At 42.5% G+C, this 16,935-nt stretch carries 13 protein-coding genes and 1 rRNA gene; 6 read left to right on the top strand and 8 right to left on the bottom strand.

Annotated elements, in window-relative coordinates; all coding sequences use genetic code 11:
- Positions 1-9: 9 nt before the first annotated feature.
- The 3 genes from mreC to purH are packed head-to-tail and all read right to left on the bottom strand — an operon-like array spanning position 10 to position 3,539.
- Positions 10-858, bottom strand: coding sequence for a rod shape-determining protein MreC (gene mreC, locus ABZB17_RS05510; protein WP_372648465.1), 849 nt, complete (start codon positions 856-858; stop codon positions 10-12).
- A gap of 19 nt (positions 859-877) precedes the next feature.
- Positions 878-1,900: a rod shape-determining protein gene (locus tag ABZB17_RS05505; protein WP_038558434.1), complete on the bottom strand. Its 1,023-nt coding sequence runs from the start codon at positions 1,898-1,900 to the stop codon at positions 878-880.
- 46 nt (positions 1,901-1,946) lie between these two features.
- Positions 1,947-3,539, bottom strand: coding sequence for a bifunctional phosphoribosylaminoimidazolecarboxamide formyltransferase/IMP cyclohydrolase (gene purH / locus ABZB17_RS05500; RefSeq protein ID WP_372648464.1), 1,593 nt, complete (start codon positions 3,537-3,539; stop codon positions 1,947-1,949).
- 270 nt (positions 3,540-3,809) lie between these two features.
- Here purH and ABZB17_RS05495 point away from each other — a divergent pair, with 270 nt between their 5' ends.
- On the top strand, positions 3,810-5,063 hold the full coding sequence (locus tag ABZB17_RS05495; RefSeq protein WP_372648463.1) for an ABC transporter permease: 1,254 nt from the start codon (positions 3,810-3,812) through the stop codon (positions 5,061-5,063).
- Positions 5,064-5,221: 158 nt separating this feature from the next.
- Here the strand turns inward: ABZB17_RS05495 and ABZB17_RS05490 are convergent, their stop codons facing one another.
- From ABZB17_RS05490 to rsmA, 3 genes are read right to left on the bottom strand one after another with little or no spacing between them, the layout of a single operon-like run.
- Positions 5,222-5,914: a hypothetical protein gene (locus ABZB17_RS05490; RefSeq protein WP_372648462.1), complete on the bottom strand. Its 693-nt coding sequence runs from the start codon at positions 5,912-5,914 to the stop codon at positions 5,222-5,224.
- A gap of 45 nt (positions 5,915-5,959) precedes the next feature.
- A complete protein-coding gene (mgtE, locus tag ABZB17_RS05485; RefSeq protein ID WP_372648461.1) occupies positions 5,960-7,318 on the bottom strand; it encodes a magnesium transporter in 1,359 nt (452 codons plus the stop codon).
- A 3-nt stretch (positions 7,319-7,321) separates the two neighbouring features.
- Positions 7,322-8,089: a 16S rRNA (adenine(1518)-N(6)/adenine(1519)-N(6))-dimethyltransferase RsmA gene (gene rsmA, locus ABZB17_RS05480; protein WP_372648460.1), complete on the bottom strand. Its 768-nt coding sequence runs from the start codon at positions 8,087-8,089 to the stop codon at positions 7,322-7,324.
- 190 nt (positions 8,090-8,279) lie between these two features.
- Here rsmA and ABZB17_RS05475 point away from each other — a divergent pair, with 190 nt between their 5' ends.
- The 5 genes from ABZB17_RS05475 (at position 8,280) to ABZB17_RS05455 (ending at position 14,660) form a co-directional block, all read left to right on the top strand.
- Positions 8,280-9,302 (top strand): lysylphosphatidylglycerol synthase transmembrane domain-containing protein, encoded by a 1,023-nt coding sequence (locus tag ABZB17_RS05475; RefSeq protein WP_372648459.1) that lies wholly within the window; start codon positions 8,280-8,282, stop codon positions 9,300-9,302.
- A gap of 646 nt (positions 9,303-9,948) precedes the next feature.
- Positions 9,949-11,202, top strand: a complete 1,254-nt coding sequence (locus tag ABZB17_RS05470; protein WP_372648458.1) for an ABC transporter permease — start codon at positions 9,949-9,951, stop codon at positions 11,200-11,202.
- Between the two features lie 66 nt (positions 11,203-11,268).
- Positions 11,269-12,279, top strand: coding sequence for an LLM class flavin-dependent oxidoreductase (locus tag ABZB17_RS05465; RefSeq protein ID WP_372648457.1), 1,011 nt, complete (start codon positions 11,269-11,271; stop codon positions 12,277-12,279).
- A 620-nt stretch (positions 12,280-12,899) separates the two neighbouring features.
- Positions 12,900-13,619 carry a DUF6261 family protein gene (locus ABZB17_RS05460; protein WP_372648456.1) on the top strand — a complete coding sequence of 240 codons (720 nt, stop codon included), beginning with the start codon at positions 12,900-12,902 and terminating at the stop codon, positions 13,617-13,619.
- A gap of 429 nt (positions 13,620-14,048) precedes the next feature.
- A complete protein-coding gene (locus ABZB17_RS05455) occupies positions 14,049-14,660 on the top strand; it encodes a CoA pyrophosphatase (protein ID WP_372648455.1) in 612 nt (203 codons plus the stop codon).
- A 108-nt stretch (positions 14,661-14,768) separates the two neighbouring features.
- On the opposite strand, the gene ABZB17_RS05450 is transcribed toward ABZB17_RS05455, so the two are convergent.
- Positions 14,769-16,715: a putative porin gene (locus ABZB17_RS05450; RefSeq protein WP_372648454.1), complete on the bottom strand. Its 1,947-nt coding sequence runs from the start codon at positions 16,713-16,715 to the stop codon at positions 14,769-14,771.
- A 122-nt stretch (positions 16,716-16,837) separates the two neighbouring features.
- Positions 16,838-16,935 (bottom strand): 5S ribosomal RNA (gene rrf, locus ABZB17_RS05445); the annotation flags it as partial.

The raw sequence follows: 16,935 nt of genomic DNA, 5'->3' as shown, positions 1-16,935 counted from the left end.
ATTGCATATTTAATTATTTCCCGCCCCATCTAATACTTCATTCTCCAGAGCTTTTAACTCTTCGTTTTTTACATTCTCGATTACATGCACATAACGAATCGATTTAAAATCGACAGCCAGCTTCACTTTTATATTGTAGTAATTTTCGCCCTGTGGTTTATCAAACGATAAAATCGTACCAATCAGTAATCCTTCAGGGAAAATGGATGAATAACCACTCGTTACCACCGTATCTCCTTTAGCCAGATTTACATGAATTGGAATTTCGAGCAAATCGGCCTGACGGTAATTCTGTCCGCCCCAGCGCAACGAACCATAACAGCCCGAGTTTTTGAGCTTAGCTGAAATGCTCCATCGCGGATTAAGCAACGACAAACCCGACGCATAGGAGTTTGAAACACTGGTAACCACCCCAACCACTCCTTGGGGCGAAAGAATCCCCTGATCGGCTTTTATTCCGTCTTCGAGACCTTTATTGAGGGTAATATAATTCTGCTGCTTATTGGCCGAATTATTAATAATACGCGCTGCCCTGAACACAAAATTTGAATCGGGCAGTTCAAACGTAGTTATTATCGAATCTGATACTGATATTTCCTCCAATGTACCTTCATCGAGCACCGACCGAAGATAAGCATTTTCGTTTGCCAGCTCTTTATTTACGCGTGCCAGTTCGAAATACTGAAATACCGAACTTGTGGCATTGTAAAAACTGGCCGAAATATAATTGGCCGAATTCAGAAAACGGGACCGCTGAAAACTATTGTAATTAAATACCAGCACCAACGAAACCGCTTCTAAAAAAAGAAACAGTAGAAACGCAAAATTTCTTACCAGGAATCGAAGGAGACTGCGCATTTATATTTTTAACTTTCTGTTATCGGATAAGGAATGAGAAGTTTTCAACATTTTTCAGGGCAATACCGGTACCTCTTACCACCGCACGTAACGGATCTTCTGCAATGTGGAACGGAATACCAATTTTGTCGGTCAGTCGTTTGTCAAGGCCTTTTAACAAGGCACCACCGCCTGCCAGCCAAATTCCTTTAACCACAATATCGGCATACAATTCAGGTGGTGTTTGCTCCAAAGCACTCAACACCGCAGTTTCAATTTTCGAGATCGATTTTTCCAAGCAATGTGCAATTTCCTGGTACGAAACGGGCACCTCAATTGGTAATGCAGTCATTTGGTTTGGCCCCTGAACTACATAATCCGGTGGTGGTTCTTTTAGCTGTGATAAAGCCGAACCAACATGAATTTTAATTTCCTCTGCTGTACGTTCACCAATTTTAATATTGTGTTGATGACGCATATATTCCATAATGTCGGCAGTAAGATCGTCACCGGCAATACGGATTGATTTGTTGGTAACAATACCACCGAGAGAGATAACCGCAATCTCGGTAGTACCACCACCTATATCTACCACCATGTTTCCTTCAGGAGCTTCCACATCTAAACCGATACCAATTGCAGCGGCCAGCGGTTCGTAAACCATGTAAACCTCGCGTCCGCCGGCATGTTCCGAAGAGTCGCGTACCGCACGAATTTCAACTTCGGTACTTCCTGAAGGGATACAAATTACCATTTTTAAAGCCGGAGAAAACATCCTCGACTTCGGGTTAATCATTTTAATCATCCCCCTGATCATTTGCTCCGCAGCGTTAAAGTCGGCAATTACACCATCGCGTAACGGCCTGATTGTCTTTAAATTTGCGTGCGTCTTCCCTTGCATTTGCCTGGCTTTTTCTCCAATGGCAACCATCTTTTCGGTTTTCAGATCGATGGCTACAATCGAAGGTTCGTCCACTACAATTTTATCATTATGGATGATAATAGTATTGGCCGTTCCAAGGTCAATTGCTATCTCCTGCGTTAAAAATGAAAATAAGCCCATAAATTAATTTGCTTTGTATCTAGTGCTATAAAGATAATTTTATTTATTAATGTCTGAAATGTCTGCGGCCTGTAAATGCCATGGCAATGCCAAATTCGTTACAAGCTTCAATCACTTCTTCATCGCGGATGCTACCACCCGGCTCGATGATGTATTTTACGCCGTATTCGTTGGCTGCCTCAATGCTGTCGCGGAACGGGAAGAAAGCATCGGAAATCAATACTGATTTTTCGATATCCAATCCACCTTTCAGGTCGAAACGCGGCATGGTAAGGTAGCGCAAACTATCCAAACGGTTTGGCTGTCCCATTCCTGCTCCGGTTAACCAGAACGCTCCGTTTTCAGCCTCGGTTACAACGGCAATAGCATTACTTTTTAAATGTTTACAAGCGATTGATCCGAATTTGGCCAGATTCATTTTTGAAGCTTCAAATTCTTTTTTGGTTACTGTTCTGAATTCAGTATCCAAACCTTCGTCTTCATCCTGAACCAGCATACCACCGCTAATCGAACGGTATAATTTTTCTCCTGCCACCATTGGGCGAACCGGCGTTACCAAAACACGAAGATTTTTCTTCTTGGCTAAAACCTCCAGTGCCTCGTCGGTATATGCAGGAGCGATAATAATTTCGATGAATTTTTTACCAAACCATTCAGCAACTTCCTGGGTAACGGTTTCTGTAAAACAAATGATACCACCAAATGCGCTGATTGGGTCACCGGCCCAGGCCAGTTCCAACGATTCCATAATGTTGTCGGTTACTGCTAAACCACAAGGATTTAGGTGTTTAATAACCGAAACGGCCACTTTGTTTTCAAGGTGTGTAACCGAGTGATATGCATCGCTGGCTGATTTCCAGGCTGCGTCGGCATCCAGCATATTGTTGTATGATAAGGCTTTTCCCTGCAGTACCTGAGCATCGGCAAGGCCTGCACCTTCAGCAACGTTATTGAATTTAAAGAATGTAGCTGCCTGGTGTGGATTTTCTCCGTAACGTAAAACATCGCCATCGTTCAGGCTAATGCGATCTGTTCCGGCATCAACACCTTCGTTGAAATAGCTAAAAATTGCAGCATCGTAATGCGACGAAACACCAAATGCTTTTCCGGCAAACCACTTACGCTCTTCCAAACTAAATTCGCCATTGTTGGCTTCCAGTTTTTCAAGAAGTGGCTGATATTCGTTTTGCGAAGGAACGATCACCACATCTTTAAAGTTTTTCGCAGCTGCACGAATCAATGAAATTCCGCCTATATCTATTTTTTCAATAATATCTTGTTCTTCGGCTCCCGAGGCCACAGTATCCTCAAACGGATACAGATCAACAATTACAAGGTCGATCTCCGGGATTTCGTATTCTGTTAACTGGCTTACATCGCCCTGGTTGTCGCGACGTGATAAAATTCCGCCAAACACTTTTGGATGCAACGTTTTTACGCGTCCGCCCAAAATCGACGGGTAACCGGTTAAACTTTCAACTGCAGTAACCTCAACACCCAACGACTCGATAAAACTTTTTGTACCACCTGTACTTAAAATCTTAACACCCAAGTCGTTTAGTTTTGTAACAATCTTATCTAAATTTTCTTTGTGAAAGACTGAAACCAGAGCAGTCTTAATTTTTTTATTATCAGCCATTTATTGGATTTTTCAAATTCGCTTGCAAAGATAAAAAAAACAGACAATTTACTATTATAAACAAAGGGCGAATTAAAATATTATTCACAGCTTTAAGTATTTCTAAAATCATTGTAATATTTTCACCAAAATTACACTAATACAACAGATCTTATGTGCTGAATTTGGAACGAGGATAAAATTATCCAAAATCACTTTTTTAAAACCTGTTGTTTTGAAGTAGCACAATAGAAAACAAGTACTACTTTTACATTTAATTAAAACCTGAAAATGTTACTGCTTCGATTGATATACGAGTCCTTTTCATTTGCTGCAAATTCGCTTACAGCCAATAAACTGCGAACCATACTTTCGTTGCTGGGTGTTACCATCGGTATTTTTGCAATTATCTCCGTTTTTACGGTTATCGATTCGTTGGAAGGTTTTATCCGCGACAGCCTGAACTCGCTGGGCAGCAACATGGTTTATGTGCAAAAAATGCCCTGGACTCCTCCTGAAGGTGAAACTGAATATCCGTTCTGGAAATACCAAAATCGCCCCGTACCTACCTTAGAAGAAACTGAAGAAGTAATAAGGCGTGCACAAACGATTGACAATGCCGCTTTTTTATTTGGTTTTGGCCGTAAAGTTCAGTACGGAAGCACCACACTCGACAATGCAGTAATAATGGCAACCTCAGGCGGACTGATGGATGTGTGGAACCTGGAAATTGCACAAGGGCGCTACTTTACCGATTCGGAAATGCGAAACGGGGCACCGGCTGCAGTTATCGGGCACGAAATTGCCGACCAGCTTTTCGATGGACTGGATCCAGTTGGCCGAACCATAAAAATTCAGGGACAGAAGTTTAATATTATTGGTGTTTACACGCCAATGGGGCAAGATGCTTTTGGCACCAACATGGACCGCTATATCCACATTAGTGTTGTAAAATCGTATTACATGATTGATGTGCGTGACCGAGACCGTGGACAAACCATTTGTATTAAAGCAAAAGATAATATTGATACCGACAAATTTATGGCCGAGTTGGAAGGTATTATGCGCACCATTCGCCGGCTGAAACCAATGGAAGAGAACGATTTTGCATTAAATGAAGTAAGTATTGTTGCCAACCAGTTCGATCAGTTTTTTGTGGTGTTTAACCTGGCCGGCGCTATTATTGGCGGATTCTCGATATTGGTTGGAGGTTTTGGAATTGCGAACATCATGTTTGTTTCGGTAAAAGAACGAACCAAAATAATTGGCATACAGAAATCGCTGGGAGCCAAACGTTATTTTATACTGTTACAATTTATTTTCGAGGCAATTGTACTTTCAGTAATTGGCGGAGTTATCGGCTTGCTGTTGATTTATGCAGGAACAATTATTGTAAACCAGTCGACCGATTTCACCATTATTTTAACTACCGGAAATATTATTAACGGCCTGATGATTTCATCCGTAATCGGCTTCCTTGCCGGATTTATGCCGGCACGCGCTGCTGCCAAACTCGATCCGGTTATAGCTATAAACTCGGTTTAAACTTAAGCGTTGAGTTTTAAAAATCAATCGCTTTCATTACCTGGAAAGTTTTTGTAAAAATTCAAGAAATCACAACGGACACAAAAGTTACTTCGAAAAACATTCTTCTACTTGAAGGCTTCGCAGACTTGGTGATAATGTACTTTATCGAAAATAAACTACCTTTTTCTTTGAGAATAAGTATAAATTAACCCGATTCCAAAATATGGATCATTCTGAACACGGCCGAACCGGAAAGGTTTGTTGACAATTTGTGAATTAAGCCTGTCGGTAACTTCCTTGAAGTTAATACTGTTTCCTCCAACGAAAATGCGAATTGCAAACTGCTCTGAAAATTCCGCCGTAGCCCCAAAATCAAAACCATAAAACGGTTGTGCTTGCTGATCCGCCTCATTAATTATTGTCTCTTCTGGCGAAACAATATCAACCTGTCCCGTTAAACGCAAAGAAGCTAATCCACTATAGAATGTTGCGTAAAGTTGTATTTCAACAGCATCATCTTCGTTGTAGATAATGGGTAAATAACCTGTTATTTTACCATTTACAAAAGTACTTCTCCCCTCAAGCTTGTAATAATCAATATTATCTGCGTGGAAATTATCCTCTAATATTTTAAGGTCAGAAAAGCTGTCGGCATGCTTAATACCTCCGCTAACTCCAATACCCAAAAACTCATGAATTCGCCATTCATGACCAAGTTCAACTCCGTAAAAGGACGGAGCTTCCTCCAGCATAGCTGCTTTCAGATTCACATCGAAATTTTTGGATGGATATGATTCTTGTGCGGAACTTAGCTTTATTACAAAAATGAGCAATACACCAAGTAATAGAGGTTTTGAAAGATAATCCATAAGAAGACGTTGATAAATAGTTTGTTTTGGAGGCAACATCAAAAATCAAACCAAATTGAAGAATATACCCGAGATTGTCAGGTAAATCATCATTCCCAAAATATCGTTCATCGTAGTAATAAAGGGCCCGGTTGCCAAAGCAGGGTCGATCTTAAAACGATGGAGAATCAAGGGAATTACGGTGCCAAACAAGGAAGCAAAAAGAATAACAATAAACAGTGAAATAGACACCGAATAGGTAAGGTTCATATTGCCGGAAACAAAAAAGTTGTAGCAAAAAATAAGCAATGCAAAAATGCTTGCTGTTAAAACAGCCACTGAAACCTCTTTAACAATTTTTCGTGCCGGCGTTTCAATATCTTTAACACCACTGGCAATACTTTGCACTACAATTGATGACGATTGGACCCCAACATTACCGGCCATTGCCGCAATAAGCGGAATAAAAAATGCGAGTTCCGTTACTTTTTGCAACGATTCCTCGTGTGAGCCTAAAACCACTGCTCCGAGAATACCTCCCAATAATCCAATCAGCAACCACGGAAAACGTGCTCGCAAAACCTGAAAGACTTTATCGCCTGGTTCTACATCGCCGGTAATACCCGAAACCATCTGGTAATCTTTTTCGGCTTCGTCACGCACAAAATCAATCACATCATCGAAAGTGATTCGTCCTTGCAAACGCCCGATTTCATCCACCACCGGCATAGCTACAAGGTCGTATTTATCCATTAACTCGGCTACCTCTTCCTGGCGTGTATTGGTGTATACCTTTTGTATATCCGGATCGTAAATTTTCGATACTTTGGTGTTGGTATGATTTAATATCAGCTTTTTCAGCGAAAGTACGCCTTTAAGTTTATCGTCGTTGTCGGTTACATAAATATAGAAGATCTCGTCAACATCTTCTGCCTGTCGGCTTATTTCTTTCAGGCAGGTTGCCACATTCCAGTTTTCGTTTACGGCAACCAGCTCTTTTGCCATTATACCACCGGCCGAATCTTCTTCGTAATCCAGCAGATTGATAATATCCCCCGCCTGCTCAATGTCTTCAATTTCATTCAGTACTTCTTTCTGTACGTCTTCATCCAGATCGGCAACAATATCGGCAGCATCATCCGAATCCATGAATTCGATGAAGCGTGTAGCGATCATTTCAGGCGGAATAACTTTCAAAAAGCGGCGGCGGTCGTCTTCATCAATCTCAATCAGAACATCAGAAGCTTTTTCTCCATCAAGCAATAAATAAATGAATTTCGCTTCGTCAGTGTTCAGATCATCCATAACCTCGGCAATATCAGCCGGGTGGAGATCCTGCATTAAGGCAGCAACTTCCTTCTTCTTCCCCTCCTCAATCAGCTCTTTTAACTGCTCAATGTATTCTCTGGTTGCTTCAAAACTCATGATTTACTGTTTTTCGATTTCTTCGATTTTACAAGTTAGATCAATGAACGCACCGACCGAAAGTTGTTCCGGACGTTTCATCGCATACTCTTCGGGTAAAGCTGAACAAATTTCCTTTAAAGAGTTACGTAGCATTTTTCGGCGAAGGTTAAAAGCTGCCTTCACCACTTTAACAAACAGTGCTTCACTGCACGGTAGTTCTTTTAACTGGTTGCGTTTTAGCCTTACCACTGCCGATTTTACTTTTGGCGGCGGATTAAACACACCTTCCGACACGGTAAACAGGTATTCGATATCGAAAAAAGCCTGTAGTAAAACACTCAGGATTCCATAAACTTTCGATCCGTGGGGCGCAGCAATACGTTCGGCAACCTCTTTTTGTATCATTCCAACAGTTTCGGGAATGCGGTTGCGGTATTCCAACACGCGAAAAAAGATTTGCGATGAAATATTGTAAGGGAAATTACCGATAACACTGAATTTACCTGAAAAACGTTCGGCAATGTCGGCTTTCAGAAAATCTTCTCCCCAAATATGTTGCAGTGTCGGAAAATTTTGTTTGAGGTATTCTACTGATTCGGTATCAATCTCAACAACATGGACATTAAGTTCCGGACGTTGTAAAAGGTATTGAGTGAGTACTCCCATTCCAGGGCCGATTTCCAGTATATCCGGTACATCGGCACCCAGGCTGTCAACAATTTTCCGCGCAATATTTTGGTCGGTTAAAAAATGCTGACCTAGATTTTTTTTGGGTCTTACATAACTCATTACACTCAGCCTCGTCCATTGTCAATTTTACTTAATATCTCTTTTTCGTTCGATTAATAAAACAAATTTATATTTTTGCCATCAAAGAAATGCTCGATACCTAACGGTGTTTTTTCGCGTCGTGAAAGTAGTAAAATTTAAGGGAAATAACAGATAGCGCGGAAAAGAAAGCATTAAAAAGACCTTGATTTTGAAAAAAACAATCGTTAAGATTCTACAGTTTATCGGCTTCTTTGCGCTGGGAGCTTTCATCTTTTGGCTTATTTACAAAGATCAGGATATTGAACGGATTAAAACCGTTTTAAAGAATGATGTAAACTATTGGTGGGTGGCACTCTCGCTGTTTCTTGGCTTGCTAAGCCACATCAGCCGTACTCTTCGCTGGGGTTTAATGATCGAACCTATTGGACATAAACCACGCTTTATCAATACTTTTCTGGCGGTAATGGTAGGCTATTTAATGAACATGGCATTCCCACGTATGGGCGAAGTATCGCGCTGCGGTGTTTTGGCCCGTTACGAAAAAATATCGTTTACCAAACTGGTGGGCACTGTGGTTGCGGAGCGACTGATTGACCTGATATCGCTGCTTATTTTGCTGGCGCTTGTTATTCTTTCGCAGTTTGGAGAGATGCTTAACTTTATGAAAGCCAATCCGGGAATTTCGGAGCAACTGCATGCTGCCATCACGTCGCCTTACCTTATCATTGGCGTTGTTGTGCTGGCCGTTTTGATCTTCGTTTTCAGAAACGCATTTAAACACACTGCCTTTTTCAAAAAAATATTGGAAGTGATCCGCAACTTTAAAGAGGGTTTCATTTCTATCCGAAACATAGAGAAAAAAGGCTGGTTCTTTTTTCACTCGGCGTTTATCTGGGGCATGTATTACCTAATGCTTTACGCGGTTTTCTTTGCGTTCGATTTTACCAGCAACCTGAATCCGATTGCCGGACTAACCACATTTGTACTTGCAAGTTTTGGGATGGTGGCCCCGGTGCAGGGGGGAATCGGGGCATGGCATTTTATGGCCAAAGAAGCCCTGTCGCTGTACGGCGTAGCCAACGAAAATGGAATTATCTTCGCTTTTGTGGCGCACACGTCAATGACTGCAATGATCATTCTCATTGGTATACTATCTATACTTATTCTTCCGTTTATTAATCGCCGAAGTGATGTTACCGAACCTGAATTACAGGTTGAATCGGCAAACTAATTGCAACAGCTGTAAGAAGAATTAAATCTTTTATCTACGGTCAAAAAATTAAACAATTTGAAATTTGCCTGCCGGCGGCCATCATTTTTGGCTTGATCCAAAAACGATGCAAAAAGCTCAAGGCTGCTTTTGATCATCATCCTCCGTTTTCATAAAACCTAAGTTCGGACGGGTGATCTCCTCGCCTACTCGGAGCTTCCCGCTCTCACTAAGATTTTATTTCAACTCCGGACGAAGCCCAAAAGAGGCCGTCCACTGATGTTTCGTCAGCTACATCGGAGCCTGGCCTCGCCCGGTGAGCCGGAAAACAAGAGGTGACAGCGTTAAAAAATTACTGATGTTTGAGGAGGAATGACAAGTTTCAGGAATGTTAGCCGGCATCGCGTAGTTTTTCCGAGTGAAGCGGGCGCAGCCTTGGGTTTTCTGTCTACTCTTTGGGCTAAACCAAAGAGTAGAATCCGCCTGATAAGCCAAAAGTATATTTCTTTTGCTTAGTAGCATAATTTGATTCAGCCATTTCGCATGTGAACCATTTTTTGCATCTTCACTTAAAATTTAAAGTAATACCTTCGAGCAGAAAGTAAAAAATAGATTTGTACATTTGGCTGCTAAAAACTGATTTTGGCACCTTTAAACGTCTAAGATTTTGAACACCGAACTCTTTATATCGCGCAGGCTTTTTTTCGACAAGGCAAACAAAAAGCAATTGTCGCAACGTATTATTCGTATTGCGCTGGCCGGTATTGCGCTGGGTTTAACGGTAATGATTGTTGCCGTGGCGGTGGTTACCGGTTTTAAAAAAGAGATCCGCAACAAAGTGATCGGCTTTGGTTCGCACATTCAGATTATCAATTACGACTCGAACAACTCGTACGAAACCAGCGCTGTTTCCGAAGATCAGCCATTTTTAGCCGATGTAAAAGCACTACCCGGTGTAAAACGCCTGCAGCCTTATGCCACCAAACCGGGAATGATAAAAACCGACGAGTACATTCAGGGAATTGTGTTTAAAGGTGTAGACGAAAACTACGACTGGCAGTTTTTTAGTAAACACCTTATTGAGGGCCAGTTACCGAATATTAACGACACTGCCCGTGTAAACGAAGTGTTGCTGTCGGCGCAGGTGGCCAAACTGTTGCGCCTGAAACTTATGGATCGTATTGTGGTGTATTTTCTTACCGGTGACGAAATTGTTCCGCGCATGCAGCAAATGCAGATTAGCGGTATTTACCGCACCGGTTTCGAAGAGTTCGACCAGCTGTTTATTGTGGGCGACCTGAAACAAATTCAGCGCCTTAACGACTGGCGCCCCGACCAGATTACCGGCTTTGAAGTAATTGCTACCAACTTTTTCGATATCGACAATATTGAGCAGGAAATCCGCAATATTATTATCAGCTACCGCGAAGAAAACGCAGAGATACTGCGCACCCAGAGTATTACGCGTGTTTACCCGCAAATTTTCGACTGGCTGTCGATACTGGATATGAACGTGTGGATCATCCTGATACTTATGGTTATTGTGGCGGCGTTTAACATGGTATCGGGGCTGCTGGTGCTGATACTTGAACGTGCAAGTATGATCGGCGTGCTAAAAGCGATGGGAAGCCCCAACTGGAGCATCCGTAAAGTGTTTGTGTACCTCTCGGTATTTCTAACCGGGCGTGGGCTGCTGTGGGGAAACATTATTGGCGTGGCTATCGTGTTGCTGCAAATGTTTTTTCATATCATTCAGCTTAATCCCGAATCGTACTACGTTGATTATGTTCCGATGAACTTTTCGCTTACCCACTTGCTGCTACTCAACCTCGGAACCATTGTTATTACTTCACTCATCCTGATAATTCCAAGCTGGTTTATCTCCAAAATTTCGCCTGATAAAGTGATTCGCTTCGACTAATTTTACTTCTGCGCGTAATCAATATCACTCCTTCTTTGTTATTAAAGGCCAAAGGAGAAAACAAACATGACAAACAGAAAACAATTGGCCTTTTCGGTGCTCGATTTAGCGCCGGTTGCCGAAGGCTCGACTCCCGCTGATGCTTTGCGCAACAGCCTCGAACTGGCACAACAAACCGAAAAGCTGGGTTACAGCCGCTACTGGGTGGCCGAACATCACAACATCATAAGTGTGGCCAGCGCCGCCACATCGATAATAATTGGATACATTGCCACAGGAACAAAAAACATACGCGTTGGCTCAGGTGGAATTATGCTGCCCAACCATTCGCCGCTAATCGTTTCCGAGCAGTTTGGTACACTGGCTGCGCTTTACCCCAACCGTATCGATCTGGGCTTAGGCCGTGCTCCCGGAACCGATCCGGTAACGGCTGCCGAACTGCGCTACGACCGCATGCGTGCCGCGCAGGATTTCCCAAACGAAGTGCGTAAGATTCAACAATACTTCTCCCCTGAAAACAGTAAGGCCGAAGTTCGTTCCGTTTTATCGGAAGGTGCCAACGTGCCCATTTACATTTTAGGATCAAGTACCGACAGTGCCTACCTGGCCGCCGAACTGGGATTGCCTTATGCATTTGCCAGCCATTTTGCCCCGCAAATGCTTATGGCTGCGCTGAAAATTTACCGCGCGAATTTTAAACCATCGGCCCAACTCGATAAACCGTATGTAATTGTGGGCAGCCAGGTGGTTGCTGCCGAAACTAACGACGAAGCCGAGTACCTGGCCAGCACCATGCGACGCAGTTTTATGGGCATAATTACCGGCCGTCGCGAGCTGATGCAACCACCAACCCACCACCTGGGTTACGAAAAATGGGGAATAATTAAAGAGCGTATCGACCAGATGATGGCCTGCTCGCTCATTGGCGGTAAAGAAAAAATTGAGCGTGAGCTAAAAGAGCTTATAGCAAACACCAATGCCGATGAAATTATTGTTTCATCGCAGATTTACGACCAGCAAAAGCGGTTGGATTCGTACCTGATTTTTTCGGAGGTGGCGAGAAACTTTGAATATTAATCGGATTGTGCCACTCGTTTGCAACTGCCAGCCCCGAAGTAATCGGGAAGGGGTTTCCGTTCTTGTCGTTTTTAACAACGCTTACAATCTGCATTACAAATGCAAAAACACCTTATCCCTGGTTACAAACGAGGGTCTGTTGAGTAATTTCCCTTGAAAAAAACATGAAGAAACAAGTTGGGAACACATTTTCACGGAAAAAGATGTGAAAAACTATTCCGTGAAGCTTTTTGCAGCGAAAATGGGGTGCCGTATCATTTTCTGATGGCATTTGCGGCGAAAAAACGATGAAAAAATGGTTCGCAAGGCTTTTTTCACCGAAAATGAGCTGAAGAAATGAGTTGTGAGGCTTTTTTCACGGAAAACGATGTGAGTAAATGTTTTTTCAATTCATTTTCATGGAAAAAAGGCAGAAAAATGATTTCCCGGTCATTTTCACGGAAAATACACTCCAGAAAATTCCCAGCCGTTTTCACGGAAAACTACTTTGAAATGAACGAAAGTTGTTTTTCTGTAAAATATGCAGTAACTTACTTAACAATAAAACCACAGGCACCTGTCCAAATGAACTTCATTAACCAGGAGCATGTGTTAATCTACTTACAACAAAATAAAATTTTATGATTCCCACATTAATGATTGGTCGTAAAGTTACCGAAATCGACGGAACTACTACGCAAGTTATCCAGGGTTACGATGCCACAACCCTGAACACCGATCCGAATATGGAGGTGATTTTCGGAGAGTTAAAACCATTGTCGGCGCTGTTTACCTCGGCCATACGCCGCATGAAAGCAAAAAGCGAAGCACAAACACTCGACGAAGTGCGCGAAGAAAAAATGGACGGATGGTATTACCTCTTGCTGAGTTTTTCGCATCACCCCGATGCGCAGATTCGTAACGCTGCGTTGGCCCTGCTGACTATTTTCAACAACTACGGTATGGAAATTAAAAAGGAAAGTTTTACGGTTGAAAGTTCGCTGCTTAACTCGATGCTGGCCGATTATTCAACCCCCGAAGCCATGGCCAATGTGAGGTTTATTCCACAAGGAGATATTTACCTTGCAGCTCTTCAGGAAGCACAAGACAATTTCGAAAGCAACCGTCTGGGATTCGAGGAAGCACAAGCCGAAGAAGGTACGCTGGAGAATGCTTCGGCTTTGAAAAGACAAGTGGTTGATCTGATTAATAATAAGCTGGTGAATTACCTGAACGCGATGGCGCAAATAAACGAAGCCACTTACGGCCCGTATGCCCGCATTGTTGCCGAAATTATTTCAACCAACAACGAAGTGGTTCGCAAACGCCGGAATAGTGAAGACGAGACGGAAGAAGAATAGACTCACCCTGATTAAAACAAGTTTTAATCTGTCCCTTTCTGCTATCGCAAACAGGGAATGAACTTTGAAGCTTCCAAGTTTATAACTAATGACCAGCGAAAGAAAAAATGAAATGTTCTTAGATTTAGCAAGTTTAGGGGGGCGTTGCCATGTGCGCGTCCCCTTTTTTTTAAGGTTAAATAAAAATTCATAGCAAAATAAGCTTCAAAATTTATTGACTCACCCTGATTTGCCTTCGACACAATCGTCCCTCTCTTCGCGAAGGAGAGGGAGTGAGGGAGAGTTCGTAGAATACTGATTCACTTTCATTCCTGTTGGCGATTCACGGGAATCGTGAATGTTTTGTTGCATTCATATTAACACAACAACAAACGTTGTTTCTGCGTTTGTCCTACTCAAATGTGCAGGTATTTTTTATTTTTGCGTCTTATGATCACCAGTCCTGATAAAATAGCAGCCGCTTTAAAAGCCGACCTTCCCGGTTCGCAGTCGCATTATAAAATGCTGCCGCCCGGGCGTGTGCTAAATCCTGCTCCTGAAGACCAGAGTAAGGTGAAGCCTAGCAGTGTGCTGGTGTTGCTTTTTCGTGATGTTGACGGATTAAAGGTCTGCCTGATTAAACGCCCCGCGTATATGAAACACCATGCCGGGCAAATTGCCTTGCCTGGCGGACGGATTGAGCCCAACGAAAGTGCAAGCGAAACTGCGTTGCGTGAAACATACGAAGAGATTGGAATTCCACGAGATAAGATCAGGCTGTTGGGAACGCTTTCGTCGTTTTATGTTGAGGTGAGCCGTTTCCAGATCACACCATTTGTGGGTTGGATGGATACCAATCCTGAATTTATACTTTGTCCTGATGAAGTGGAGAAAACCATTCTTTTCCCAATTGATGCCTTTAAGCCGCCATACTCCAGCATCGAATTAAAAACACTTACCGGATTAATGAAAGTGCCTTGTGTAAAATACGATGGCGAAATAATTTGGGGTGCTACCGCTATGATTCTTTCGGAATTTTATGATCTAATCAATAAAGATTGAAACTTCAATCTTTATGCTTTATTTTCTCCCCTATTTTAGGGGAGATGTCAGCGTAAGGCTTGTGGGATGACGACAAAGGGGTTTATTTACCTTGAAGCACTACCAAGCCTAATCATACCACGCCCAAGATACGCCTAAACGGAAAGTTCCGCGCGGCATTGGGTAATTTGGTGTTGTCATGTAATCACCATCAATAAAATGTGTACCGATGTTCATATATTTAAAGAATACCTTCGTACGTTTCAGGCGCAATGTAGCATACACATCAATGTATGGATAGTTACCGTATTCTTTTTCGCTCTGCAAATAAAACAAGCCGGTTGACGGTGAATACGCATCGGCATAATAACTTGTATTGTAGCGCACATCGGCACCAATTTGTGTGAACATTACTTTCGAAATGGTAAACTGGTAATAGGTATTTACAAAAGCCGACCATTCGGGTAAATGCAGATAGCGCTCTTCCGAAACCTTTTGCCAAAGCAATCGCGTGCGAAAATGAAAACGCCGGTAGTTAAAATCCTTATCGGCATAAACCGACATTACCAGTATTTCGTTTGACGTTTGATCAGGAATAGCTTCCTCGTTATTATACAGGAAATTATTTATGGCCGCATAGTTGGCTGCCAATTCGAGTTTGCGTTGCGGTACTTTGAATTTTGCTCCCAGCGTAATACGTTGTTCGGCACCAAAATCGTTGTCCCACTGAAAATGATTCGACCGGAATGTTTCCTGGAAATAGTCAGGCACGCGGTTCTCGAACGAACCGGTAAAAATCATTGCAGCTGCTGAATCGCCCCAGAACTGAAATGGTTTGGTAATCATTCCGTTTAACTCGAGTTCTCCGGCATTTCGCCCGGCCAGGTTCACTTTTCCATCGAAATTCCACAGCCAAAAGCTGCCCATCTCCCTGAAAATACCTCCACCAATATACAGGTTCGAGTATTTAATATCAAACCGTCGGTGTGTTGTATCATTTACCTGAACACCCGGAGTATTTCCTCGGTACAGCTCGTGCCCCAGAAAGGCTCTTTTTCCAAAGGTGTATTTTCTGTTCGGATTTTCGTACTGTTTCAGTTGAAATACATTACTAATTCTCCGGTACTTAATTTCATCGGTTGTGTAACCATCGCCGAAGTATGTATTCTCAAAGAAAACGTTTGAAGTGTCTTCTTCATCTATAAACTTCTGTGAATAACGGTCGTGCTCGAAACTGTACATTATTCCAAGTATTGGCCTGAACACATCAACGCTGTCTACCGGATCGAAATCGTATTTCCCCAGTCGATATTCGGCGGTGGTGTAATAGTTAATACTGTTGAATTTACTACTTGCCTCAGTCAGGTTCGTAGACCAGTATTCCGGATCAAGTTCCGAAGAAAGTAGTGTATCGCTTACTATTCCACCGTTTTCGCTGTTTTTTATTGAGTTGGAGATAAAACCTCCGTGAACATTCCACTGGTCGCGATTATAACTGGTATTTAGTGCCACAAAGTTGTTTTTGGCATCCTGTGCGCTGTATTGACCGTCCGACTTCTCCTGGTTGGTACGGAATGTCCAGTTCCAGAAAGGCGTAACATTTTGCGAGTGCACCACATCAAAACGCGTTTCGTTATTCCTCGATTTGTTTTCGCTTTGGCTGTAATCGAATCGGGTATACGGAGTGGTGGTGTTCATGTATTTTATTTTCGCCGGAGTTAACAGGTAATCCTGCCTCGATTGAAGGAAAAAATAATTGGTTTGATTGCCACGCTGGAAAAAGTCGTTGGTCATACCGGGATTACCGTAGTTACCCGTATAGGTTGCCGATATGGTATTTTTAAATACCGGATGATAGATGTGATTGTAATCGTGTAGTGTATCTAATATTGTTGAATCTTTAAACGCACCATCACCTTTAAGATACCACAGTTTTATTTTTGACGGAACTTCTTTTACAGATGTCTGTTCTTCCTGTTCCCCCTCCATGTCGATACCCCGTGGCTGCGCCATTACAAAAATGGGCAGTATCATAAAAATAACAACCGTGAATAAAAAATACCGTGCTTTTAGCATACAGAAAATTTTAGCACAAATCTAAAAAAAGCATTTAAGGCGTCATTATAAGTTAAATACTTTTTAGCTTAATTAACAACAATAAAAAAGCCCGTGCTCTATTGAACACGGGCTTTGGATAAAATTGGCAGCGACCTACTCTCCCACTTTACGCAGTACCATCGGCGCTGACGGGCTTAACTTCTCTGTTCGGAATGGGAAGAGGTGGTGCCCCGTCGCT

This window comes from Draconibacterium sp. (assembly GCF_041583095.1).
GTDB lineage: Bacteria > Bacteroidota > Bacteroidia > Bacteroidales > Prolixibacteraceae > Draconibacterium.
Note: the sequence above shows the minus strand (reverse complement) of the source record. Positions and strands in the feature narration are given on the sequence as shown.

Excerpts from the sequence above, each read along its gene's own strand:
- mreC (WP_372648465.1), bottom strand. The coding sequence starts at position 858 with ATGCGCAGTCTCCTTCGATTCCTGGTAAGAAATTTTGCGTTTCTACTG.
- ABZB17_RS05450 (WP_372648454.1), bottom strand. The coding sequence starts at position 16,715 with ATGCTAAAAGCACGGTATTTTTTATTCACGGTTGTTATTTTTATGATA.
- ABZB17_RS05460 (WP_372648456.1), top strand. The coding sequence starts at position 12,900 with ATGATTCCCACATTAATGATTGGTCGTAAAGTTACCGAAATCGACGGA.
- purH (WP_372648464.1), bottom strand. The coding sequence starts at position 3,539 with ATGGCTGATAATAAAAAAATTAAGACTGCTCTGGTTTCAGTCTTTCAC.
- ABZB17_RS05465 (WP_372648457.1), top strand. The coding sequence starts at position 11,269 with ATGACAAACAGAAAACAATTGGCCTTTTCGGTGCTCGATTTAGCGCCG.
- ABZB17_RS05495 (WP_372648463.1), top strand. The coding sequence starts at position 3,810 with ATGTTACTGCTTCGATTGATATACGAGTCCTTTTCATTTGCTGCAAAT.
- rsmA (WP_372648460.1), bottom strand. The coding sequence starts at position 8,089 with ATGAGTTATGTAAGACCCAAAAAAAATCTAGGTCAGCATTTTTTAACC.
- ABZB17_RS05455 (WP_372648455.1), top strand. The coding sequence starts at position 14,049 with ATGATCACCAGTCCTGATAAAATAGCAGCCGCTTTAAAAGCCGACCTT.
- ABZB17_RS05505 (WP_038558434.1), bottom strand. The coding sequence starts at position 1,900 with ATGGGCTTATTTTCATTTTTAACGCAGGAGATAGCAATTGACCTTGGA.
- ABZB17_RS05490 (WP_372648462.1), bottom strand. The coding sequence starts at position 5,914 with ATGGATTATCTTTCAAAACCTCTATTACTTGGTGTATTGCTCATTTTT.
- mgtE (WP_372648461.1), bottom strand. The coding sequence starts at position 7,318 with ATGAGTTTTGAAGCAACCAGAGAATACATTGAGCAGTTAAAAGAGCTG.